The organism is Nocardioides sp. 616 (genome assembly GCF_002930065.1).
Lineage (GTDB): Bacteria > Actinomycetota > Actinomycetes > Propionibacteriales > Nocardioidaceae > Nocardioides > Nocardioides houyundeii.
Window position 1 is genome coordinate 256,416 of the sequence record NZ_POAG01000018.1, and the last position, 21,769, is coordinate 278,184.

The window sequence follows — 21,769 nt, forward strand, 5'->3', positions numbered from 1 at the left end:
GACTCCTATCTCGAGGACGGACCCGCTTATCTCGCCGGCCGGCTGACGGTGCGGGGCCAGCCGGTGCGGGGGGCCCAGATGAAGTCAGCCCGCTACAGCACCCGCCTGGGCGTGTCGGGCTTCTACTCGACGAGCCTCACCAACGCCAACGGCGAGTGGAAGATGCCCGTGGCCCCCGGCACCTACTGGCTCTACGTCGGCGGGGACTACCCGGTCTCCGCCATGGTGCGGCTGCCCAGCGGCGATATCGAGGTGCCGGTCGACGGGAGCGTGAGTGGCCTCGATGCGGACCTGGACGTCCCGGTCATCGCGGGTCAGGTCACCGGTGAGGGACAGCCGATCCCGGCCTTCGTGTCGCTCTCCCAGTTCACCGACGCGGGTGACTGCTTCGGGACGCCGTTGCTGGCCACGGACGACTCCGGCTACTTCGCCTTCATGGGGGTTGCCTCGGTGGGCAGCGAAATCCCTCGGGCCGATTACTACCTGCGGGCCGACTCGCTGGAGCCCAGCGTCTTCCAGCCCGAGGTCTACCAGGACTCCCAGACCAACTGCGGTGCCCCGTCCACCCCGTTGTATGCGCCAGCGGGCGTGACCACCGTGGCCAATCTCGACCTCAGCCGTATCTCCTCCACCCCGACCCCGACCGTCACCCCAACGGTCACCCCGACTCCGACGGTCACCCCGACTCCGACGGTCACCCCGACTCCGACGGTCACCCCGACCCCGACGGTGACCCCGACCCCGAGCCCCGCACCGCCAAAGATTCCCGTGGTGATCGGCAGCCCCCGGGTCGGCAACTACCTCCTCGGAGTCCCGTTCCCGGTGAAGGGGGCCACGATCTCGGTGCAGTGGCTCCGCAACGGCACTCCGATCACCGGCGCCACCAGCCTGCTCTACCGGGTGGGACGTCAGGACCGGGGCGCCACGCTGACGCTCCGGGTCACCTACGCCCGCTCCGGGCAGCCGCCGGCGGTCGTGGTGAGCCGTCCGCTGACGGTGTCCTGATCCCCGCTGACCTCGTGACGGGAGGCCAGGACACCACTTGGTCTCCCCAGATGGGGCTTTCACGTCCCGCCACGGCGGCTGTGCACAGGGTTCGGCCGCCTGCCGCCGGCCGGGTGGCCACTGACGGGACATTCGGGTCATGGATCCAGACCAGTGGGGTGCGACCTGTCGACCGGCCCGGGTGGTGCACCCGGTACGGCTGGACCCCGACGGCCTCACCGGTCCGACCCGGGGGCAGGCGAGGTCGGTCACGTGGCGCCGCTCCAGTCGCGGGCTCTACGTCCCCAGCGGGGTGCCGCTGACGCCCGAGCAGCGGGCAGCCGAGGTCGCTGCGGCGCTTCCGACCGGGGGCCAGCTGACCGGCTGGGCGGCACTGAGGCTGGCCGGCGCCGGCTACTTCGACGGCCTGGCCGGGGACGGACTGACCCGGCTGCCGGTGCCGGTGCGGATCCCGCACGAGACCCGGCGGGAGATCCCCGGCGCCCGGGTGATCCGCACGACCGCGCCCCGCCCGGCGGTGCTCCGGCAGAGCCTGCCGTGTGCGGATCCCGAGACCGCGGTCCTCGACCAGATGCAGCTGGCCGGGACCGGACGAGCGGCCGTGGTGGTGATGGACATGGCCGCGCTGGCCCGGCTCACCTCGGTCCGCCGGGTGCGGGAACGTCTGGCTGCCGACGTACGACGGCGGGGGACCAGACGGCTGAGGTGGGCGCTGGACCACGCGTGCGAGCGGAGCCGGTCGCCGAGGGAGACCCTGATGAGGCTGGTCTGGGAGCTGGACGCCGGGTTCGACCGGCCCCTGGTCACCGCCGAGGTCGTCGACCTGGCCGGCCGGTTCGTCGGGATCGCCGACCTGTTGGACCCGCTTTCAGGTGTCGCCGGCGAGTACGACGGCGCCAACCACCGCACCCGGGCCAGGCACCGCAGCGACGAGGAGCGGCGGGAGCGCTTCCAGGCCGTCGGACTGGAGCGGTTCACCGTCGTGGCGGGGGACAGCGTCTCCACCCAGGTGGCCAGGATGACGGCGGCCCGGTCCCGGGCCAGGTGGCTGCCACCGGGTCAGCGGCGCTGGCGGGTGGCCTGAGCCGTGACGGGAAGCCAGAGCACCAAGACGCAGGCGCGGATGGTGCTTTCACCTCCCGCCACGAAGGCGGGGTTTGAACCCCCCGGCTCCGGGCATGACTCATCGACTAGCAGGGTCACGACATCGGGGGAGCAGCCAATGAGGGACATGTTCGTCGGGGTGACCTACATCGGCAAGGCGACCAGGGACTGGCGCCACCTGCGTGGCTTGATGACCGAGACCGCCGCAGACTTCGCGGCGGCGCCCACCGGCGTGCTGCCCTCCCGGGTGCGGCCCACCGCGGAGGCGTTCTTCCAGGCCTGGACGACGTACGCCGGGGAGGCGGCGAGGGAGGCCGGCGAGTTCGTCACCTCCCTCCAGGCCACCGTGGACGACTTCCAGGGCGTGGAGTCCCAGGCGATGGAGCAGTTCGCCGGGTTGTCGGTCGCCTGCGACGACACCACGACCAACGGCACCGCCCTCTCCTCGCGGCTTGGCGCTGTGGGGTGACGACCACACCCGTCACCGTCACCGTCACCCTCCCGCTCTCCGAGCCGGCCGTCGTCGCCCGGCCCGAGGGTGACCCCGACGGCATGGACCTGCTTGCTGCCACGCTGCTCGAGGCCTCCGGGAGGTACGACGAGTTCTCCGACGAGGCGGGCCAGCTGCGGCTCGACGGGGCATGGCGCGGGGGCAGCCAGCAGACCTACGCCCAGCGCACGCGCATGGTCAGCGAGCAGGCCGAGCGGATGGGCGACACCGCCAAGCGGGTCGGCCGGGTGATCCTGGCCTGCGCCGACCGGCTGCGCCACCACCTGCGCACCCACGAGGAGCTGGTGGCCCGCAAGGCCCGCCTCGATGAGCGACTGGAGCGGCTCACCTCGGCGATCAGCTCCGCCACCGCCGTGACGCCGGAGCAGGCCACCGCGTGGCAGGGCAGCGCCGACGACCTCGCTGTCGACTACAAGGTGCTGGTGCACGACGAGCGCGAGCTGCACCGCGGCGTCGCGGACAACGAGGACCTGCTGCAGCAGGCCCTGGACAACGCGATCACCCGGGACGACGTGCTCTCGGAGGTCGGCGGGCGTCCCGACCTCGCGGTCCGGGCGATGGAGAAGGCAGGCTCCCCGCGCAGCGGCGCGGTCCCGGCGGCGGTCCGGGAGTGGTGGCAGGGTCTCTCCGCGGAGGAGAAGCGGGCGGTGTCCGCGTCGTACGCCCACCTGATCGCCACCAGCGACGGCATCCCCCCGGAGGTGCGGGAGCGCGCCGACCGGACCCGCGACGAGGAGATCACCCTGCGGCTGTCCGCCAAGACGGCCGACGGCACCGTGACCGCCAAGGAGGCCCAGCGGCTGGCGCGGATCCGGCGCGAGGCCGAGGAGGACTGAGCCGAGCTCAGCGCTTGCGCGGCTTCGGCACCCGGCCGAAGGTCCGGTTGCAGTTGTCGCCGGCGCAGTTGCGCAGCTTGCCGGCCCGTCGTTCCAGCTCGGCCACGACCCGGGCGTAGGGCCGGGTGCCGACCACGTTCTTCAGCTCCCACGGGTCGCGCTGGCGGTCGAAGAGCATCTTCTCGCCGGTGTTCATGTCGCGGGCGTAGGTGTAGCGCTCGGTGCGGACCCCGCGCAGCGCCCAGCCCTTGTGCTTGAGCTTGCGGTCGGTGGCGGGGTTGTACTTGTAGCCGGTCTGGATGAGCGTGGTGTCGCGCCACCCCTGGTCCGCGCCGCGCAGCGTGGGCGCGAAGGAGGCGCCGTCGGTGGTCAGGGTGGGCTGCACGTCGGTGAGGTCGGTGATGGTGGCGACGAGGTCGACCAGGGTGACCGGCAACGGCGACCTGGAGCCGGGGGCGATGCCGGGACCGGCGATCACCAGCGGGACCCGCAGCGTCTCCTCGACCAGGTTGTTCTTCTTCTGCAGCCGCCGCTCGCCGAGGCTGTAGCCGTTGTCGGAGGTGAAGACCAGGTAGGTGTTGTCCAGCTCCCCGGAGGCGCTGAGGGCGTCGACCATCGAGGCGACGGCGGCGTCCACGGACTGCAGGGAGCGGACCCGGGCCAGCCACTTCTTCTGCACCACCGACTTGGGGTGCTGGTCGGGCTGCATCTTCGACGGCAGGCCGCCCTTGACCCTCTTGTTGTAGGAGCGGGCCGACAGCGAGGGAGCCTTGAAGTGCTTGGCCACCGCGGCGTACTGCTTCTCGTACGGCGGGTTGACCAGGCCGCCGCGGCCGGTCTGCTGGCGCTCGTGCGGGGCCACGTGGTTGGTGAAGAGCAGGAACGGCTGGTCCGCGGCGGAGAGGGCGCGGATCGCCGAGTTCGTCTTCTCCTCGATCCGCCTGGTCACGTAGTCGCCCTTGTAGCGCTCGTTGCCGAAGAAGCGGAACTTGAAGTAGTCGGTGGGGTTGCCGGTGATGGGCTCCCAGATGTTCCAGCCGGGGTCGCGGGGGCTGTCGTTCTCGTAGCCGTTGACGTGCTTGCCCACGAAGGCGGCGTTGTAGCCCTGCCCGGCGAACCAGGTGCCGATGGTGTTGCCCGTCTTGAGCCGGTGGTAGCCGCCGTACCGGGACTCGTTGTGCCGCACGCCGTTGTTCTGACCGTACTGACCGGTGAGCAGCTCGACCCGGGCCGGGCAGCACAGCGGGTGCGGGGAGGTGGCGTCGGTGAACTGCATCCCGCGGTCCTGGATCAGCGCCTGGGTGCGCGGCATCTGCTTGAGCTCGTCGGCCCGCATGTCGTCGGTGAGCACCACGATCACGTTGGGCCGGTCGTCCCGCTCGGCCCCGGCACGCCGGTCGGCGGTCCTCAGGTCGCTGGCGTCGACGGTGGCCGGCACGTAGGCAGCGGGACCGGTGCGCGTGGGCTGGGCGGGGGAGGCGGTGGTGAGGGCGGAGACGAGCAGACCCGCACACAGCAGTGCTCCGAGCGAGCGGGCGACGTGGAACATGGCGTCATCCTCTCACCGGCCGCCGACGGCGGCGGCAGGACGGCTTTGTGCCACGCCACCCGGACCTTGGCGTGAGCGGGGACACACTACCTACGTTTAGGTAACTCCGGGTCCCGGCTCTCGCCACCGCGCCACTGGCGCCCCTACGTTCGCACGGGAAACGATCCGCCGTCTCGGGCTTGTCGCAGAAGGAAGTCGCCATGCCCAGAATCTTTCGTCGGATGAGGCGGACGCTGCGGTGCCGCAAACGCTACGGCCCGCACTGCCCCCACCTGGAGCGCCACTCCTGATCCCGCAAGGCGTGTCCCCGACCCGGTCAGCCTCGTTTGAAGGGTGCGCGCTCGGGGCAAGGTGCCCCTCAAGAAGCGGGGGGTCACCACATGGATGCAGGAACTGAAGGCTCGGACCACGAGTCGGGTCAAGAGGCCGTGAGCCAGGACCCGTTCTGGTCCGTGGTGCGGCGCCGCCATCCCGACATCGACATCGTGCTGCTGCCGCCCGCGGCCGGCGGGTCCGACGAGACGCCGCCCGGCGCCGCGGTGCAGGAGCCCGAGACGGTCGCCACCCACGCCGACGAGTCGGTACGCCGTACCTGGGCGCGGCTGGTGGGCGACCACGCCAGCGCGGTGCGGGTGGAGACCCGCTGGCTGCCCGGCGGTGCGCCGGACCGGATCCGCCGCGAGACCACGCTGACCGCCGAGGGCGTGGAGACCTCCGCCGGCGTACGGCGGCTGCGTGCGGCGATCGACGTGCTGGAGGAGGACGGGTGGCACGTGTTCGTGCCACCCCAGGGGGTGCCCCGGCTCAACGCCGGCCAGGGCGCCGACCGGGCCGCCGCCGAGGACTCGGAGCTGGCGGCCGGGCTGGGCCGCCGCGAGCTGTTGATGGTGCTGGTGCCGGAGTCGCACCGCTTGGTGCTGCGGGTCCGCTCGGCCGACCACGTGGTCGGCGCCGGGGCCCGGGAGCTGATCGGGCAGGGGGAGTCGTGACCAACATCGGCTGGGAGTACGACCCGCTGGTCGCGGGGGCGGTGAAGTGGGACGACCTGGGCACGCTGCTCCAGGATTCCGCCAAGGACCTGGGGTCGGCCTCGACCGGCGGCCTGGCGCCCGGCGTGCAGGCGGCGGCCACGTCCTTCCTGACCGCCTGGCAGGGCTACGCCGGAGAGTCGGCGGCGATCGCTGCGGGCATGGCAGGCGCGCTGCGCGCCTCCGTCTCCGACGTCCAGGCCACCGACGGTGAGCAGTCCGGCGGCTACAACGCGCTGGACTCGCGGCTGGGGCCGGCGCGATGACGGTCACCATCAACGTCCCGGTGGCCGAGCCGGAGATGACCGCGCCCAAGGGGGACGCGGGCAGCGCGGACACCCTCGCCGACACGCTGTACGCCGTGGCGGGGCGCTACGAGGAGGTCGGCGACACCGCCGAGACGCTGCGCCCGATGAGCGGCGTGTGGTGGGGGGACGCCTACCAGGCCTATCAGGACGCCGCGGGCCGGGTGTCCACCGAGCACTCCGCGATGGGCACCACGGTCAAGCGGGTGGCGCACGCGGTCACGGCGTACGCCGACAACCTGCGCGACCTCAAGCGCGCCTACTGGGAGCTCAAGGACCGGCGTACCGCCCTGGACGCCACCCGGCAGACGCTGATCAATGACATCGACTCCGCGGTGGACCTGACCCAGGCACAGGTCACGGCGCTGGAGACCCGAGCCTCGGACCTGGCGAAGAGCTACCGCGAGTTGGTCACCGACCACGACGCGTGGGCGCGCCGGGTGCAGGACAACGAGGACCTGCTCCGACTCACCTTCGAGGCCGCCACCAGCCTCAGCGACGCCCTGTCCAAGGACGGCGGGGTCAACGACACCGCGCGGGACGCGATGACCAAGCCGGGCGCGCCCGGCACCGGAGCGACGCCGGAGCAGACCAAGAGCTGGTGGGATAGCCTCAGTCCCGCCGAGCAGGAGGCGGTGATCTCCGCCTACCCGGGCCTGGTGGGCAGCGCCGACGGACTGCCGGCCGACGTCCGCGACCAGGCCAACCGGGTCTCCCTGGACGGCGACCTGTCGCGGCTCGGCGCCAAGGAGGACGACGGCACCCTGACTCCCGCCGAGCGGAAGATGCTGGACAACGCCAAGGCCACCCGGGACGCGCTCAAGACCGCCGACGGCTACGTGCTGCCCGGCACCGAGCCGCCCGAGCGCCCCGGCGGGCAGCTGTGGCTCTACGATCCCGGGGCCTACGAGGGCGACGGCCGGGTCGCGGTCGCTGTGGGTGACCTGGACACCGCGGACGACGTCTCGGTGCACATCCCGGGCATCAAGACCGAGATGACTGACGTGGGGGACTACACCGAGAACGCCGCCAACCTGTACGAGTCCGCGCGCTACAACGGCGACGGCTCGACCGTGGCGACGATGTTCTGGCTGGGCTACAACACCCCCGAGGACGCCCTCGACGTCGACACCGTCAGCCGCGACCGCGCCGAGGACGGCGGACGCCGGCTGGCCGAGGCGGTCGACGGGATGCGGGCCAGCCGGTCGGGCGACCCCGCCCACATGACCGCCATCGGCCACAGCTACGGCTCCACCACCACGTCGTACGCCGCGGTGGACCACGGCCTCAAGGTCGACGACGTGGTGCTCATCGGGAGCCCGGGCGCCGGCCCCTCGGACGACGCGTCGGACTTCAGCGTCGGCCGCGACCACGTCTACGTGGGCCGCAACAGCCGGGACGCGGTGGCGTTCTTCGGCGACGAGGGGTGGCTGCACAACCCCGGCGGGCTGGGGGTGGACCCGTCCTCGCGCGACTTCGGCGGCACCCGCTTCGAGGCCGAGTCGGTGGAGCGCGGTGACAACCGCAACTTCGACGACCACAGCCGCTACTTCGACCCGGACAGCGAGTCGCTCTACAACCTGGGCCGGATCGTCGACGGCCACGGCGACGACGTCAACGAGGCCGAGCAGAGCTACGACCCGTGGTGGCGGTGGGCCGAGGACAACGAGGGCGAGCGGGAGCCGACCAGCGACGTCCCCGGGCGCTCGGACACGGGCCAGTGAGGGGTTACGTGCGCCACGCCACCGTGTCGGCCACCGTGCTCCTCACCGTGCTGGTCGCGGGTCTGGCAGGGTGCGGATCGGATCCGGAGGAAGGGAGCGCGCCGGTGGACACCGACGAGCAGCGCGAGCAGGTGGTCTCCCGGCTGCGGGAGATCTCCGAGACGGTCGCACCGCAGGGTGAGGTGAGCGACCTCTACGGCAAGTGGACGGTCTGCGGCGGCCCGCCGGACGCGGGCGTGGAGTACCGGGCCTCGGGGCGGCTGGTGCCCTCGGCCGACCCGGGCGCCAGCGTGCAGGCGGCGGCCGAGGCGCTGGTGGCGCAGGGGTGGACGGTGACCGAGGAGGGGAGCGACCCCCAGCCCTGGGCCAACCTGGAGCGGGACGGGGTGACGGCATCCTTGCGGATCAACGCCTACCGCAGCGACGAGGTGACCTTCTCCGTCGCCGGCGACTGCGTGGAGCTGGGCGAGGGTGGGACAAAAGGCTGGGACTACTCCCGCGAGCGCCTGGACGGCTGAACGCGGGAGCAGTCCCGGGTGAAACTCTGCGCTACTTGGCCTTCTTGGCCGCGGCGGCGGCCTGCGCCTCGGTCTTGGAGCCGGCGGTGCTGAGCTGGCCCGAGGAGCTCTCCAGGTGGGCTCGGATGAACCAGTGGAACTGCTCGAGCTGCGAGGTCTGCGAGACCAGCAGGTCCTCCGAGATCGGGTCGAGCTCGCCCACGGTCTCGATCGCCTCGCGCTGGGACTTGATGATGCCCGTGTAGACCAGGTCCAGCGCGCCGAGGTGAGCCTGGGCGGTGTCCTTGCCGATGGAGTACTCGTCCCAGCCGCGGTCCTTGACCATCGCGCCGGGGGTGCCGACCGGCGTGCCGCCCATGGTGGCGATGCGCTCGGCGGTCTCGTCGGCGAAGCCGCGGACGGCCTCGACCTGGGGGTCGATCATCTCGTGGACGGCGATGAACGTCGGGCCGACCACGTTCCAGTGCACGTGCTTGAGAGTCAGGTGCAGGTCGGTGTAGGCGTTGAGTCGGTCCTGCAGCGCCTTGATGACGGTCTTGCTGTCCTTCGCGGTCATGCCGGGCACGTTGAAGCCGGTTGCCATCTGTCCTCCTGTTGTCGGGTTCGCTTTCTGTATACCCGTTCAGGGGACTTCGTAGTCACCGCCGCTTGGCCGGGCCCCGTTCGCAGCGGCGGGTGACCTCCGCGTCGCAGTAGTCCAGCTTGCCGGCGTCGCCGTCGGCGCGGTCCCGCCCCGGCCCGCCGATCAGCCTGTCGCCGACCGGGCGCTTCTGGTGGGTGCCCTTGAGGACGTCGCGTCCTGGCCCACCGAGTGCCACCCACCGGCGTACTCGCGGCTTCTTGCCGGGGACGGCGTCGTAGGGGTACGCGAGGCTGATGCGGTCCGGTCCGGCCTGGCCGCGTACGACGACGTCCTGGGCTTGGACGTCCACGCGGTCGGCTCCTGGACCGGCGTTGACCCGCACCTTCCGGCCTCGGGGCCACACGTCGTCGTCGCCGGCCCCCGCGTCGACCTTCACCTGGTTGGCCCTGACCGAGATGTAGTCATCGACTGCGGTCCCGACGACCGTCACGCGGCCGTCGGCCACGCGGGCGGTGGCGCGCACGCCCTCGAAGCCGGTGAAGGGGACGCTGGTGCCCTCACACGTCATCTTCCCCGCGAGGCGGATGGTGAGGGTCGAGCACCTGTTGATGAGGGCGATGCGGTCGCGGCCCGGCCCACCGTCGGCCGAGCGGAACGTCAGACCGCGGCTGGAGGCGTACTCGGAGGTCTCCAGGAAGTCGTCGCCGCCCCCGAGCCGGACGTCGCCGTAGGTGCCGTAGTCATACCTCAGGGATTCCGCCGCGTCGGAGCCGAGGAACGACACCGGGAGGGTCCAGTCAACTCCCATCTTGTCCCCGAAGTTGAAGGTGCCGATGTGCCCCTGCCACGCCAGCACCTGGACGCCCCCTACGGTGGCGCGGTGGGCGACGTTGTCCACCAGGAGCTCACCGCGAGCCACGGGCTCCGCGCCGCCGGGCTTCGGGAGATGGAGCGTGGTGTGGGTGGCAGCGGTGACGTCGAGGTTCCCCTCGGGGGCCATCGCACCGGTGTAGTAGAGGTAGGACCCGCCCACCCCGAAGGTGATGCGGTCGGCGTTCGCCCCGCCGGGAGGGGCGATCGACCAGACCGCGTCGGCGTACCACTCCGGCACGTAGCGCTCCTCGGGACCGCCGCCCATGTCGATCACGTCCCGCTGGTCACCGGGGGGAGGAGGGTCGGTGTGGTCGTCGTAGTCGTCGGTGGTGGACTCGGCGAAGACGCGCTCGCCCGTCTCGCTGTTGCCGGTGAACGTGTCGCTCCCCGCCCCGAGGCCGACCTCCAGGCTGTACGCACCCGTCCCCGGGGGGTTGACCACGACGTCGTCGCCGGGCCCGGCGTCCGCGCGACCCGTCGCCTGCCCATACGGCCCCGGGATCGACTCGATCTGGGCAAGGCAAATGGTGTCGTCGCCACCGAGGGCGTCGAAGGAGAACCAGCCCCCGGGCGTCATCGCGACCACGTCGTCGCCCTCGGTGCCGGTCGTCACCTCCGTCGTGGCCACGATCGTCACCGGCTTGCCCAGACAGGTGGTCGCGGCGTCTCCGAGCCCGGCGACGGCGGGTGCCGCCCCCAGGGCCGGTACGGCGGCGAGCACCGACAGTGCCGCGAAGGGGATGAGGACAGGCCAAGCACGCTTCAAGAGGACCCCCGTGGTCGTCATCGTTCCCCCGCCGGCACGGCGGAGGGTCACATCGGACCACAGGGGCGCCGCGGTGGCAATGACCGCGGTCACGGGTTCCTGCCGGTCCAACCTATTGCAACGACCCTTTCGAAAGAGTAGTTTCGACACATGTCCACCGAACCCCGCCGCCTCAAGGACCCCCGCGAGCTGCGTGCCATCGCCCACCCGCTGCGGATGTCGATCCTTGAGCAGCTCACCATGCACGGTCCGCTGACCGCCACCGAGCTCGCCGAGCGGCTGGGGGAGTCCCCGGCCAACTGCTCCTGGCACCTGCGCAAGCTCGCGGAGCACCACTTCGTCGAGGAGGCCGAGAGCGCCGGCGGGCGGCGCCGGCCGTGGCAGATGAGCTCCATCGGCATGGGCTGGAATCAGGAGGACGACACCGACACCGAAACCCTGATGGCCGGCCATGCGCTGACCCGGATGTGGCTGGAGCGCTGGGTGGACCGGTTCCTGACCGCCGAGCAGGCGGTGGCCGACAAGCCCGAGTGGCGCCGCGCGGCGACGCTGAGCCAGAGCGCCACCTGGCTCACCGCGGACGAGCTGGCCGAGATGACCGCCGAGATGTCGGCGGTGATGATGCGGCACCTGGACCGGCTCGAGGACCCGAGCAAGCGTCCCGAGGGGGCGCAGCTGTGCGAGCTGGTGGGCTGGGGCGCTCCGGTCGACCCAACCTCTGCGGGGGAGTCGCGGTGAGGGCGGCGTTCGCCCAGGCTGGCTTCAAGCGGCTGTTCACCGGGCTGTCGGCCTCGATGCTGGGCGACTCGATCATGCTGCTGGTGCTCAGCATGTGGGTCAAGACGCTCACCGACTCCAACGCGATGGCGGGCCTGACGTTCCTGTTCATGTGCATCCCCGCGGTCTTCGGGCCGGTCCTGGGGATGTGGATCGACCGGGTCAAGCGCAAGCCGCTGCTGGTGTGGGGCAACGTGGCGTCCGCGGTCGCCGTACTGCCGTTGCTGGCCGTGCGCGACGAGAGCGACGTGTGGCTGATCTGGCTGGTGGCGTTCTGCTACGGCATCAGCTTCGTGGTGCTCCCCGCCGGGCTCAACGGCCTGCTGAAGGAGATGATGCCGGGCCACCTGCTGGTGGAGGCGAACTCCTCGATCCAGACGGTCAAGGAGTCCTACCGGCTGTTCGGGCCGCTGCTCGGGGCGGCGCTGTTCGCCGGACTGGGCGGGTGGGCGGTGGCGCTGGTCGACGTGGCCACCTTCCTGGTCGCGGCCGCGGTGATCGCCACGATCCCGCTGCTGGAGGAGGAGCCGGTCCGCGACGAGTCGCCCACGTGGGAGCAGCTCTCCTCCGGGGTGCGGCACATCGTGGGTGACCACGTGCTCAAGCACCTGCTGTTCGGCTTCGGGCTGACGCTCCTGGTGCTGGGCTTCATGGAGGCCTCGATCTATGCGTTGTTGGACGGCTTCCAGCGGGAGCCGACGTACGCCGGGGTGCTGGTCTCGGCGCAGGGCGTGGGAGCCATCGCGGGCGGGCTCGGATCGAGCTGGCTGATCAAGCGGCACGGCGAGGTGGCGGTCGCGGTCCTCGGCCTGACGGTGCTGGCGGTCTCGATCGGCGGGATGGCGCTCTCGCCGGCCATGTGGGTGGTGCTGGTCTTCGCTGCGGTCTGCGGGGTGTCACTGCCGCTGATGATGGTCAGCTACATGACGCTGCTCCAGCGACGTACGCCGCACGCGCTGATGGGTCGCGTCTCGACGGCCGCCGAGGTGGTGCTGACGACTCCGCAGGCGATCTCCCTGGGGCTGGGCTCGCTGCTCGTGGTGCTGGTGGACTGGCGGATCATCTTCGCGCTGATGGCGGTGGTGATCGCCGTCGCCGCGGCGTACGTCGCGGTGCTGCTGCGCGAGGAGATCACAGGTGGCACTGACTCGTCCCGGACCGACAGGGCACCTGGGGCTCGGAGTGGTCTTGCTTGTGGTTCTCCGGGCTTCGGTGCCCCATCTGGTCAGGGCACGACATGGAACGACGACTGTTGAGCGTCAGGCGCCGCTGTTGATCATGCCGGCGCCGACGGTGACTCCAGTGGCTTCGTCGATGAGGATAAAGGAGCCCGTGGTCCGGTTCTTGGAGTACGGGTCGCACAGCAGTGGCAGGGTGGTGCGGAGCTGCACGCGCCCGATCTCGTTGAGACCGAGCTCCTTGGTGTCCTGGTCGCGGTGCAGGCTGTTGACGTCCAACCGGTACTGGATGTCCTTGACGAGTGCGCGCGCCGAACGAGTGGTGTGCTTGATGGCCAGCTTCTGACGCGGCTTCAGCGGCTCATTGGTCATCCAGCAGACCATCGCGTCGATGTCCTGGCTGGGCTTGGGAGCGTTGTTGATCCGAGCGATCATGTCGCCGCGGCTCACGTCCACGTCGTCGGCTAGCCGCACGGTGACAGACATGGGCGGGAACGCCTCAGTGATCTCGCGGTCGAACAGGTCGATGGCCTCGATCGTGGAGGTCATGCCGCTGGGGAGCACGACGACCTCGTCGCCGGGCTTGAGGACCCCGCCGGCGACCATGCCGGCGTAGCCGCGGTAGTCGTGGAACTCATCGGACTTGGGGCGCACGACGTACTGCACGGGGAAGCGGACGTCCTGGAGGTCGCGGTCGGAGGCGACGTGGACGTGCTCGAGGTGATGCATCAGCGTGGGCCCGTGGTACCACGGCGTGTTCTCACTGCGGTTGACCACGTTGTCGCCCTGGAGCGCCGAGATCGGGATGACTTCGAGGTCTGGGATGTTGAGCTTGGTCGCAAAGGCCGTGAACTCGTTGTGGATCCGCTCGTAGACCTTCTCGTCCCAGTCCACCAGGTCCATCTTGTTGACGGCGAGCACCAGGTGCGGCACCCGCAGCAGCGAGAGCAGCACCGCGTGCCGGCGCGACTGCTCGGTCAGCCCGTGGCGCGCGTCGACCAGCACGAGGCCAAGGTCGGCCGTGGACGCGCCGGTGACCATGTTGCGGGTGTACTGAATGTGCCCGGGGGTGTCGGCGATGATGAACTTCCGCGACGGGGTGGCGAAGTAGCGGTAGGCGACATCGATGGTGATGCCCTGCTCCCGCTCCGAGCGCAGACCGTCGGTGAGCAGCGCCAGATCGGTGTAGTCGTAGCCCTTGGACTTCGACGTCGACTCGACAGACTCCAACTGGTCCTCGAAGATCGACTTGGAGTCGAGCAGCAGGCGACCGATCAGGGTCGACTTGCCGTCGTCCACCGACCCGGCGGTCGCGAAGCGCAGCAGGTCCATCGGCGCGCGGCCCTCGTGCTTCTCGGCGACGGGAGAGATCTCGGGGCTCATCAGAAGTAGCCTTCCTTCTTGCGGTCTTCCATGGCGGCCTCGGAGAACCGGTCGTCGCCGCGGGTCGCGCCACGCTCGGTGACCCGGGCGATTGCGATCTCGTCGATGATCTCGGCGGTGGTGGCGGCGGGGCTCTCCACGCAGCCGGTCAGCGTCATGTCGCCCACGGTGCGGAAGCGGACCGTCTTGGTCTCGATCTTCTCGCTGCCTTGCGGCTGGACGGCGTCCGAGGCCGAGAGGAGCATGCCGTCGCGTTCGATGACCTCGCGCTGGTGGGAGAAGTAGATCGAGGGGATCTCGATCTTCTCCTGGTCGATGTAGTGCCAGATGTCCAGCTCGGTCCAGTTGGACAGCGGGAAGATACGCATGTGCTCGCCGGCGTGGATGCGTCCGTTGTAGAGGCTCCACAGCTCGGGGCGCTGCATCTTGGGGTCCCACTGGCCGAACTCGTCGCGGTGGGAGTAGACGCGCTCCTTGGCGCGGGCCTTCTCCTCGTCACGCCGTCCGCCACCGAAGGCGGCTGTGAAGCCCTCCTTCTCGATGGCGTTGAGCAGCGTGCCGATCTGGAGGCGGTTGCGCGAGGTCTTGCCATCGTCCACGACGACACCATCGGCGATCGCGTCGTCGACGCTCGCCACGATCATCCGCACGCCCAGGCGCTTCACCCAGGAGTCGCGGCAGTCCAGGACCTCGGGGAAGTCGAACCCGGTGTCGACCTGCAGCATCGGGAAAGGGATCTTCGCCGGGTGGAAGGCCTTCTCCGCGAGACGGAGCATCACGATGGAGTCCTTGCCGCCGGAGAACATCAGCACCGGCTTCTCGAACTCTGCCGCAACTTCACGGAAGATGTGGATCGACTCCGCCTCGAGCTGGTCAAGCTGACTCAGCTGGTAGTCGGCGTGGGTTTGGGTCATGACTGCAAGGAGCCTCTCGTCGGGACAGCAACGGACATCGTATCGGTGCTCATGTGGTGTGCCGAACCCGTGTCAACGGCGGTCCTTCTTCATGCCGACCAGACCGGGTCTGTACGCCGGGTCCTCCAGTTCGGCGACCGTGGGCGACCCGAACATGGGCAGGCCGGTCGTACGTCGGATCACACCCCACACCAGTGGGACGAGCACCAGCGTCGCGATGCCTACGGCCGCGACCAGCATGGGCGAGGTCTCGTCCTCGCCTGCGCCGAGCGGCGCCCAGCCGGCCTTGTCCAGGAGCGCGACTCCGCTCATGGTGAGCACGACCACGATGCCGCGGCGGATGAAGGACTGGGGCACCCGGGGTGCGATCTTGCTGCCGAGCAGGGTCCCGGGAACCGAGCCGATGATCAAGGGGATCGTCACGCCCCAGTCGAGGCCATGGATCGCGATGTTGGAGATGGCCGCGGCCAGCACCAGGGGCACGGCCTGGACGAGGTCAGTACCCACGAGCTTCACAGCGGACAGTCCGGGGTAGAGCATCAGCAGAGCGATCATGATGACCGAGCCGGAGCCCACGCTGGTGATGCCGACCAGGAGTCCCCCCAGCATGCCTACGACCAAGGTCGGGAGCGGACGGATCCGGGGGTTGTCGTCCTGCACGTGCGTGCCGCTGCGCACCCGACGCAGGTTGATGTAGAGGCGCAGTGCGTAGGTGGCCGCGGCGAAGAGCAGCGCGAAGCCGATGCACATCTTCAGGGTGTGGTCGAGGTCCTCGGGCGAGTCCGTGGCCCACTTGACGAGGTATGGGCCTAGTAGTGCCATCGGGACTGAGCCCAGGACCAGCCACTTCGCCAGTTCGAGGTTGGGGGACCCCTCGCGCTTGTGGACGATGGCACCACCGGTCTTGTAGACGGCGGCGGCGGTGAGGTCGGCCGTCACCACGGTTGCGGTCTCCCCGACGCCGAGGAAGATCAGTGCGGGGGTCATCAGGGCGCCTCCGCCCATCCCGGTCAGTCCGACGATGGTTCCGACGAAGAAGCCGGCGGCCAGGATGGCGAAGAAGGTGACGGTCAGCCAATCCATCAGCGGGCATCTCCGGTCCGTGTGGTGGGGAAGTTCCCAGTCAGCGGGTTGCTGACCAGGTCGAGGAATCCGAATCGGGCGAGTGCGTCCAGCACGTCTTGAAGAGCACTCTCGATGCTTCTACCCGTGGTGTCGACTCGTACGGCCGGGTCCTCGGGCTCTTCGTAGGGCGAGGAGATGCCGGTGAACTCCGGGATCTCGCCGCGGCGCGCCTTCGCGTAGAGGCCCTTGCGATCGCGACGCTCGCACTCCTCCAACGGCGTGGCGACATGGACGAGGAAGAACTCCCCACCCGCCTGCTCGACCATCTCGCGGACCTGCTGCCGCGTCTCGTCGAATGGCGCGATGGGACTGCAGATGGCGACGCCGCCGTGCCGGGCGATCTCGGCGGCCACCCACCCGATGCGACGGATGTTGGTCTCCCGGTCGCTCCTGGAGAACGTCAGCCCGGCCGAGAGGTTGCGGCGGACGACGTCGCCGTCGAGGCTGGTGATGGTGCGCTCGCCCTGCTCCAGGACCTTGTCCATAAGGGCGCGGGCCAATGTCGACTTGCCGCTTCCGGAGAGTCCGGTGAAGAAGAGGACCAGTCCCTGACGCCCCGGGCCGGGGCGGTCGAAGTCGACGATCTCGGCGATGTCTTCCGGGTAGCCAGCCTGGAGGTCGTCGGCGGCAACAGCGGTCAGTCCAGTGACGGGGTCGCCCTGGGCGTAGTTGCCGACCACCTGGACGCCGAGGTCATGGTCGGCTTCCGGGTCGCCGTGCGCGGCGAGCGGGACCACCACCACGGCAGCGTCCGGGAGGTGGGCGGCGGCGGCGATGGTGGCGCGGATCAGGCCGACCGAGGAGAGCGTCGGGGTGCCGGTGCCAGCCAGGGCGAGCAGGACGAGGGGGCCGAGGTCGGCGAGCTTCTCGAGCTGCCCGACCGTGAGGGCGTCGGTCACCGGGACGAAGGTGCGGCCGGCGTACTCCTGGCGGACCTGCGCCGGGGTCAGGTAGAGGCTGCGGAACGGACCGAACTGGGCGTGCGAGAGCGGGGTGACAGCGCCCTGGGAGGCGATCGCGAGGGGCAGACCCTCGGGGTCGACGAGCTCCACCGCGTCCAGGTCCTTCAGCCCCTCGGGCAAGGCCAGCGTCACCGCACTTCCCGGCTCGTTGAAGCCGGTCAGCGGCGCCAGAGCGCCTGAGAGCAGCAGTTCGAGATCGTCGAGCTCGACCGGGGTCGGGCAGTGCTGGGGCAGCGAAGAGGCGGACACGGCCGACATCCTCTCAAAGTCGAGTGACTAACCTGACCAGCATGTCTGCACCAGTCGTCGTAGCCGAAATCGTCCGCTCCGGATTCGTCGAGGGGCACCACTACGGATCCGTGGTCGCGCTGGCCGCCGACGGCACCCCGGAGTGGTCCGTCGGCGCGGTCGACGTCCCGATCCTGCCGCGGTCGTGCAACAAGCCGATCCAGGCCCTCGCCATGGTGCGACTCGGGCTGGACCTGCCGCCCGACCTCCTGGCGCTCTCCAGCGCCTCGCACTCGGGGGAGCCGTTCCACATCAATGGCGTACGCCGCATCCTGGCGACCGCGGGACTCACCGAGGACGCCCTGCAGACCCCGCCGGACTACCCGCTGGACGACGCCGCCAAGGAAGAGCTCATCAGGAGCGGAGGCGCCAAGGCGCCGCTGTGGATGAACTGCTCCGGCAAGCACGCCGCCATGCTGGCCACCTGCGTGCTGAACGATTGGGACACCGCCACCTACCTCGCCGCCGACCACCCGCTCCAGGTGGCGATCCGCGAGACCTTCGAGGAGCTCACCGGCGAGCCGGCCGTGGTGGCGATCGACGGCTGCGGTGCGCCGCTGCTCTCCGCGTCGCTCGTGGGCCTGGCCACAGCCTTCCGTGCCCTCGCGGTGGCCACCGAGGGCCCGGAGCAGCGGATCGCGGAGGCGATCCGGCAGCACCCGGAGTACGTCTCCGGGACGACCCGGGACGAGCTGGCGCTGCTCACCGCGGTCCCCGGCGCGATCGGCAAGGCGGGGGCGGAGTCCTGCTATGCGGTGGCGCTCCCGGACGGGCGCGCCTTCGCCCTCAAGACCGATGATGGCGCCGCCCGAGTGCGGCCGGTGCTGATGGCCGAGGCGCTGCGCCGTAGTGGCGTGCTCGAGCTGGCCGGGGTGGACGCCGACGCGGTGCGCGGCACGGGCCGAGTGGAGCTGCTCGGTGGCGGACGACCGGTGGGGGAGATCCGCGCCCGCTTCTGATGTACCCAATCGGTGCGTGTGCAGGGTCACCACGCCGCTGCTTGCAAGTGCTAACTCCTGCTAGCACTATGGAGGCATGGCCAAGGGCAAGGTGGGCAAGACCGTCGAGTCACTGGGCAACTTCTCCCTCGGGGACTACCTCCGGGAGCAGCGGCTCGCCTCAAAGCTCTCCCTGCGTCAGCTGGCCGACCTGGCCGGGGTGTCCAACCCCTACCTCAGCCAGATCGAACGGGGGCTCCGCAAGCCCTCGGCCGAGGTGCTCCAGCAGATCGCCAGAGCGCTGCGGATCTCGTCCGAACAGCTCTACGTCCGGGCCGGGATCCTCAGCCTGGAGGAGGGCGCCGGCGGATCGGTGGAGCTGGCGATCCTCAACGACTCGCTCCTGACCGAACGCCAGAAGCAGTCCCTGCTCGACGTCTACCAATCGTTCCTCGCGGTCAACGCGCGGACGGACAACCCGAAGGAGTGAGGAACATGGCCAAGACCAAGTTCGACGTCAAGACCGAGGCCGCCAAGGTCTTCTACGCCGGTGTCGGTGTCAACGACCTCGCGGTCGAGCTCGTGCGTGACTACGTCGCGGACGTGCAGACGAAGGTCGCCGACGTCCAGAAGAACGTCACCAGCATCGACCTCGACCCGAAGGCACTGCGGACCTACATCGAGGCCCGCGTCGCTGCCCTGCAGTCCGAGGCCAAGGGCTACCCGGCCAAGGTCCAGTCGGTGCTCACCGAGAACGTCGACACCGCCGCCGACGCGTTCGAGGACCTGGTCAAGCGGGGCGAGACCCTGGTGGCCCGGATCCGTCGTCAGGAGTCCACGAAGGCGACCGTGTCCTCGGCCAAGAACACCGCCGCCAAGGCCAAGACCACCACCACCCAGGCCTCCAAGACCGCGGACGCGTCGAAGACCGCGGCGAAGAAGGCCGTGAAGTCCACGCCGGTCAAGAAGAAGGCGGCCGCCGCCAAGTCCTCGGCCAAGGCCACCGCCACCACGGCCAAGAAGACCGCCGAGTCGGCCGTCAAGGCGACCGGCGACGCCGCCGCCAAGGTCGGCGACTGAAGAACTGGTGAGGCGGAGCAGCTGCTGCTCTTCTGAACCACCCACGGCACAGCACAAGAGCCTCGGGGATCTGATTCCCGAGGCTCTTGTCATGCCCGTAGGCTGGTCGCTGTGAACGTCTTCGAGCTCCAGGGCACCGTGATGCTGATCGTGCTGCTCGGCCTGCTTGCGGTGAAGGGCTTCGCGCTCGTCACCGCGCTGATGTTCTCCGCCGAGGCCTACGAGGCCGCCGGCAAGATGACCAAGGTCGGTTGGTGCGCCATCCTCGGGCTCGGGTTCGTGGTGCAGCTGATCTTCCTGCAGCCCGTCGGGATCCTCAACGTTGTCTTCACCATCGCCGCGTTCGTGTATCTGGCTGATGTGCGGCCGGCGCTGCTGGGTCTGACGAAGCGCTGAAGGAATGCCTCGGGCGCGGCGCGGTTCGCGATAGCCTTGCCGCCAGACATTCGCCACACCACCGGGGAGAATCCGCATGCTTGCTTCCGAGGAACGTCCCTGGGGCTCCTGGCACGTGATCGACGACGGTCAGGGCTACAAGGTCAAGCGCATCCACGTGAACCCGGGGCAGCGGCTGTCCTACCAGACGCATGAGCACCGCTCGGAGCACTGGGTTGTCATCTTCGGCATGGCAACCTGCGTGATCGACGGCGAGACCATCGTCGCCGGCCCCGGCCACTCGGTTGACGTGGCCCAAGGCGCGGCCCACCGGATCACGAACATGCACTCGGAAGAGCTCGTCATCATCGAGGTGCAGCACGGCAACTACACCGGCGAGGACGACATCTGCCGACTTGAGGACGACTACGGGCGTCATGAGGCGGAGAGCCTCACCTCCTGACGCCCGGCGCCAGCGCTACGCCAGGTATCGGCGCAGCGCGTCGGCCGCGTCCTCCGGCTCGAAGCCGGTGGCGCGAATCTTCGTCAGGTCCAGCGCACTGTTGAGCGGGCGGGGGGAGAGACCTTCCTTGCCCGCGTAGTACTCCTCGGTGGTGGTGGCCGAGACGTCGTCTGCGCTGCGGCCGGCGAGCTCGAAGACCTGCTTCGCGACCTCGCACCAGGACTGCGCGGGGCCGCCGTTGGAGACGTTGTAGGTGCCGAACCCGGCGCCCGACTCCAGCAGGTGCTTGGTGGCCCGCGACAACTCGGTGGTGAAGGTGAGGCGACCGACCTGGTCGCCCACGACGCTGGGGGAGACGCCCTTGTCGGCGAGGCTCTTCATGGTGCGTACGAAGTTGTTGCCCTCACCGATCACCCAGGAGGTCCGCAGGATGTAGTGCCGGGTCGCCTGCCCGACAGCGATGTCGCCGGCTGCCTTGGTCTGGGCGTAGACGCCCAGCGGCGACAGCGGCTCGTCCTCGCGGTGGCCTGGGTCCAGCGGTGCGGTGCCGTCGAAGACGTACTCCGAGGAGTAGTGCACCAGGGTGAAGCCGTGCTCGCGGGACAGCCGGGCGAGCGTCGCCGGAGCGGAGGCGTTCGCGGCCCAGGCGGTGACCCGGCCCTCGGGGGTCTCGGCCTGATCGACCGCGGTGTAGGCGGCGGCGTTGAGCACCAGGTCGTAGTCGACCCACGGCCACTCGGCGACCGCCGCAGCGTCGGTCATGTCCAGCTCGTCCAGGTCCACGAGGTCGGCACCCGGGAAGTCGGCCTGCAGGGCGCGGCCCAGCTGGCCCTTCGCGCCGATGATCAGTGTCTTCGGCCTCGGAATCGCGGTGGAGGGGTCCAGGCCGGGGTTGTTCTGGTCCTTGTCGGAGATGATCGCCTCGGCCAGCGGGATCGGCCACGGGATCGCCACCGTCTCATCGGCCAGCGACAGCGCCGGGTAGGTGATGCCAGGGCGCCAGTGCTGGTTGACCAGGTAGGTGTAGGCGGTGTTGTCCTCGAGCGTCTGGTAGCTGTTGCCTACCCCGCGCGGCACGAAGATCGCCACCGAGGGATCCATCTCCAGGGTGAAGGTGGCACCGAAGGAGTCGCCCTCGCGCATGTCCACCCAGGCGCCGAAGATGCGGCCGGTCGCCAGGGAGATGAACTTGTCCCACGGCTCGGTGTGGATGCCGCGGGTGACGCCGCGGTCGGAGTTGAAGGAGACGTTGTTCTGCACCGGCCCGAAGTCGGGCAGGCCGATGGCCAGCATCTTCTCCCGCTGCCAGTTCTCCTTGAAGAAGCCGCGGGCGTCCTCGCGCAGGTCGAGGCGGACGACGACCAGACCCGGGATCGGGGTGGTCTCGAGGGAGGGAAGGGACATGATCACTGGCCCTTCGCGGCGTAGGCGGTTTCGGTGGCTTCCTTCGCGGGGCGCCACCAGTCGTGGTGTTCTTGGTACCA

General features: G+C 69.9%; 23 protein-coding genes. 15 read left to right on the forward strand and 8 right to left on the reverse strand.

The genetic code is table 11. From position 1 onward, the window contains the following. The 4 genes from C5H89_RS11130 to C5H89_RS11145 all read left to right on the forward strand — a co-directional run. A partial coding sequence (locus C5H89_RS11130) for a hypothetical protein (protein ID WP_205304985.1) occupies positions 1-1,005 on the forward strand: 1,005 nt, incomplete at its 5' end. Between the two features lie 139 nt (positions 1,006-1,144). Further along, positions 1,145-2,089 carry a hypothetical protein gene (locus tag C5H89_RS11135; RefSeq protein ID WP_162799338.1) on the forward strand — a complete coding sequence of 315 codons (945 nt, stop codon included), beginning with the start codon at positions 1,145-1,147 and terminating at the stop codon, positions 2,087-2,089. Positions 2,090-2,227: 138 nt separating this feature from the next. Beyond that, entirely contained in the window at positions 2,228-2,578 is a 351-nt protein-coding gene (locus C5H89_RS11140; protein ID WP_104107085.1) for a hypothetical protein, read from the forward strand. Next, a complete protein-coding gene (locus C5H89_RS11145; protein WP_104107086.1) occupies positions 2,575-3,456 on the forward strand; it encodes a hypothetical protein in 882 nt (293 codons plus the stop codon). Before C5H89_RS11140 ends, C5H89_RS11145 begins: the two co-directional genes overlap by 4 nt. A 7-nt stretch (positions 3,457-3,463) precedes the next feature. On the opposite strand, the gene C5H89_RS11150 is transcribed toward C5H89_RS11145, so the two are convergent. Beyond that, positions 3,464-5,005, reverse strand: coding sequence for a sulfatase-like hydrolase/transferase (locus tag C5H89_RS11150; RefSeq protein WP_104107087.1), 1,542 nt, complete (start codon positions 5,003-5,005; stop codon positions 3,464-3,466). Between the two features lie 380 nt (positions 5,006-5,385). Between C5H89_RS11150 and C5H89_RS11155 the strand changes: the two genes are divergently transcribed. From C5H89_RS11155 to C5H89_RS11170, 4 genes are read left to right on the forward strand one after another with little or no spacing between them, the layout of a single operon-like run. Continuing rightward, positions 5,386-5,994 carry a hypothetical protein gene (locus tag C5H89_RS11155; protein ID WP_162799339.1) on the forward strand — a complete coding sequence of 203 codons (609 nt, stop codon included), beginning with the start codon at positions 5,386-5,388 and terminating at the stop codon, positions 5,992-5,994. After that, complete coding sequence (locus C5H89_RS11160) at positions 5,991-6,299, forward strand: hypothetical protein (RefSeq protein WP_104107089.1); 309 nt, start codon at positions 5,991-5,993, stop codon at positions 6,297-6,299. Before C5H89_RS11155 ends, C5H89_RS11160 begins: the two co-directional genes overlap by 4 nt. Continuing rightward, positions 6,296-8,062 (forward strand): alpha/beta hydrolase, encoded by a 1,767-nt coding sequence (locus C5H89_RS11165; protein WP_104107090.1) that lies wholly within the window; start codon positions 6,296-6,298, stop codon positions 8,060-8,062. Before C5H89_RS11160 ends, C5H89_RS11165 begins: the two co-directional genes overlap by 4 nt. Before the next feature lie 8 nt (positions 8,063-8,070). Further along, positions 8,071-8,580 (forward strand): hypothetical protein, encoded by a 510-nt coding sequence (locus tag C5H89_RS11170; protein ID WP_104107091.1) that lies wholly within the window; start codon positions 8,071-8,073, stop codon positions 8,578-8,580. 31 nt (positions 8,581-8,611) lie between these two features. Here the strand turns inward: C5H89_RS11170 and C5H89_RS11175 are convergent, their stop codons facing one another. Beyond that, positions 8,612-9,163: a DNA starvation/stationary phase protection protein gene (locus C5H89_RS11175; RefSeq protein ID WP_104107092.1), complete on the reverse strand. Its 552-nt coding sequence runs from the start codon at positions 9,161-9,163 to the stop codon at positions 8,612-8,614. Between the two features lie 55 nt (positions 9,164-9,218). Then, the gene (locus C5H89_RS11180; protein WP_162799340.1) at positions 9,219-10,802 is read right to left on the reverse strand and encodes a hypothetical protein; all 1,584 of its coding nucleotides are present in this window, start codon (positions 10,800-10,802) and stop codon (positions 9,219-9,221) included. A gap of 150 nt (positions 10,803-10,952) precedes the next feature. Between C5H89_RS11180 and C5H89_RS11185 the strand changes: the two genes are divergently transcribed. Beyond that, positions 10,953-11,540, forward strand: a complete 588-nt coding sequence (locus C5H89_RS11185; RefSeq protein WP_104107094.1) for a helix-turn-helix domain-containing protein — start codon at positions 10,953-10,955, stop codon at positions 11,538-11,540. Next, positions 11,537-12,835, forward strand: coding sequence for an MFS transporter (locus tag C5H89_RS11190; protein ID WP_104107095.1), 1,299 nt, complete (start codon positions 11,537-11,539; stop codon positions 12,833-12,835). The genes C5H89_RS11185 and C5H89_RS11190 overlap by 4 nt, the downstream gene beginning before the upstream one ends. Positions 12,836-12,838: 3 nt before the next feature. Here C5H89_RS11190 and cysN read toward each other — a convergent pair whose 3' ends face one another. From cysN to cysC, 4 genes are all read right to left on the reverse strand, one after another. Continuing rightward, positions 12,839-14,140, reverse strand: coding sequence for a sulfate adenylyltransferase subunit CysN (gene cysN / locus C5H89_RS11195; RefSeq protein WP_104107096.1), 1,302 nt, complete (start codon positions 14,138-14,140; stop codon positions 12,839-12,841). Beyond that, a complete protein-coding gene (gene cysD, locus C5H89_RS11200; RefSeq protein WP_104107097.1) occupies positions 14,140-15,054 on the reverse strand; it encodes a sulfate adenylyltransferase subunit CysD in 915 nt (304 codons plus the stop codon). Before cysD ends, cysN begins: the two co-directional genes overlap by 1 nt. A gap of 72 nt (positions 15,055-15,126) precedes the next feature. After that, positions 15,127-16,137: a sulfite exporter TauE/SafE family protein gene (locus tag C5H89_RS11205; protein WP_240181812.1), complete on the reverse strand. Its 1,011-nt coding sequence runs from the start codon at positions 16,135-16,137 to the stop codon at positions 15,127-15,129. Continuing rightward, entirely contained in the window at positions 16,137-17,390 is a 1,254-nt protein-coding gene (gene cysC, locus C5H89_RS11210; protein ID WP_240181813.1) for an adenylyl-sulfate kinase, read from the reverse strand. Before cysC ends, C5H89_RS11205 begins: the two co-directional genes overlap by 1 nt. 41 nt (positions 17,391-17,431) lie before the next feature. Here cysC and C5H89_RS11215 point away from each other — a divergent pair, with 41 nt between their 5' ends. The 5 genes from C5H89_RS11215 (at position 17,432) to C5H89_RS11235 (ending at position 20,285) form a co-directional block, all read left to right on the forward strand. Continuing rightward, positions 17,432-18,388 carry an asparaginase gene (locus tag C5H89_RS11215; protein WP_104107100.1) on the forward strand — a complete coding sequence of 319 codons (957 nt, stop codon included), beginning with the start codon at positions 17,432-17,434 and terminating at the stop codon, positions 18,386-18,388. Positions 18,389-18,464: 76 nt separating this feature from the next. Beyond that, positions 18,465-18,857, forward strand: a complete 393-nt coding sequence (locus tag C5H89_RS11220) for a helix-turn-helix transcriptional regulator (RefSeq protein ID WP_104107101.1) — start codon at positions 18,465-18,467, stop codon at positions 18,855-18,857. A 5-nt stretch (positions 18,858-18,862) separates the two neighbouring features. Beyond that, on the forward strand, positions 18,863-19,447 hold the full coding sequence (locus C5H89_RS11225) for a hypothetical protein (RefSeq protein WP_104107102.1): 585 nt from the start codon (positions 18,863-18,865) through the stop codon (positions 19,445-19,447). 111 nt (positions 19,448-19,558) lie between these two features. Next, complete coding sequence (locus tag C5H89_RS11230; protein WP_205304986.1) at positions 19,559-19,843, forward strand: DUF2516 family protein; 285 nt, start codon at positions 19,559-19,561, stop codon at positions 19,841-19,843. A 76-nt stretch (positions 19,844-19,919) separates the two neighbouring features. Then, complete coding sequence (locus tag C5H89_RS11235; RefSeq protein WP_104107103.1) at positions 19,920-20,285, forward strand: phosphomannose isomerase type II C-terminal cupin domain; 366 nt, start codon at positions 19,920-19,922, stop codon at positions 20,283-20,285. A gap of 15 nt (positions 20,286-20,300) precedes the next feature. Here C5H89_RS11235 and C5H89_RS11240 read toward each other — a convergent pair whose 3' ends face one another. Beyond that, the gene (locus C5H89_RS11240) at positions 20,301-21,689 is read right to left on the reverse strand and encodes a sugar nucleotide-binding protein (protein ID WP_104107130.1); all 1,389 of its coding nucleotides are present in this window, start codon (positions 21,687-21,689) and stop codon (positions 20,301-20,303) included. Positions 21,690-21,769 lie beyond the last annotated feature (80 nt).

What these genes read in the sequence shown, in the direction of transcription:
- cysN (WP_104107096.1), bottom strand. Translation starts at nt 14,140, where the DNA reads ATGAGCCCCGAGATCTCTCCCGTCGCCGAGAAGCACGAGGGCCGCGCG.
- C5H89_RS11150 (WP_104107087.1), bottom strand. Translation starts at nt 5,005, where the DNA reads ATGTTCCACGTCGCCCGCTCGCTCGGAGCACTGCTGTGTGCGGGTCTG.
- C5H89_RS11140 (WP_104107085.1), top strand. Translation starts at nt 2,228, where the DNA reads ATGAGGGACATGTTCGTCGGGGTGACCTACATCGGCAAGGCGACCAGG.
- C5H89_RS11225 (WP_104107102.1), top strand. Translation starts at nt 18,863, where the DNA reads ATGGCCAAGACCAAGTTCGACGTCAAGACCGAGGCCGCCAAGGTCTTC.
- C5H89_RS11220 (WP_104107101.1), top strand. Translation starts at nt 18,465, where the DNA reads ATGGCCAAGGGCAAGGTGGGCAAGACCGTCGAGTCACTGGGCAACTTC.
- C5H89_RS11235 (WP_104107103.1), top strand. Translation starts at nt 19,920, where the DNA reads ATGCTTGCTTCCGAGGAACGTCCCTGGGGCTCCTGGCACGTGATCGAC.
- C5H89_RS11240 (WP_104107130.1), bottom strand. Translation starts at nt 21,689, where the DNA reads ATGTCCCTTCCCTCCCTCGAGACCACCCCGATCCCGGGTCTGGTCGTC.
- C5H89_RS11215 (WP_104107100.1), top strand. Translation starts at nt 17,432, where the DNA reads ATGTCTGCACCAGTCGTCGTAGCCGAAATCGTCCGCTCCGGATTCGTC.
- C5H89_RS11155 (WP_162799339.1), top strand. Translation starts at nt 5,386, where the DNA reads ATGGATGCAGGAACTGAAGGCTCGGACCACGAGTCGGGTCAAGAGGCC.
- C5H89_RS11175 (WP_104107092.1), bottom strand. Translation starts at nt 9,163, where the DNA reads ATGGCAACCGGCTTCAACGTGCCCGGCATGACCGCGAAGGACAGCAAG.
- C5H89_RS11135 (WP_162799338.1), top strand. Translation starts at nt 1,145, where the DNA reads ATGGATCCAGACCAGTGGGGTGCGACCTGTCGACCGGCCCGGGTGGTG.
- C5H89_RS11185 (WP_104107094.1), top strand. Translation starts at nt 10,953, where the DNA reads ATGTCCACCGAACCCCGCCGCCTCAAGGACCCCCGCGAGCTGCGTGCC.
- cysD (WP_104107097.1), bottom strand. Translation starts at nt 15,054, where the DNA reads ATGACCCAAACCCACGCCGACTACCAGCTGAGTCAGCTTGACCAGCTC.
- C5H89_RS11205 (WP_240181812.1), bottom strand. Translation starts at nt 16,137, where the DNA reads ATGGATTGGCTGACCGTCACCTTCTTCGCCATCCTGGCCGCCGGCTTC.
- C5H89_RS11165 (WP_104107090.1), top strand. Translation starts at nt 6,296, where the DNA reads ATGACGGTCACCATCAACGTCCCGGTGGCCGAGCCGGAGATGACCGCG.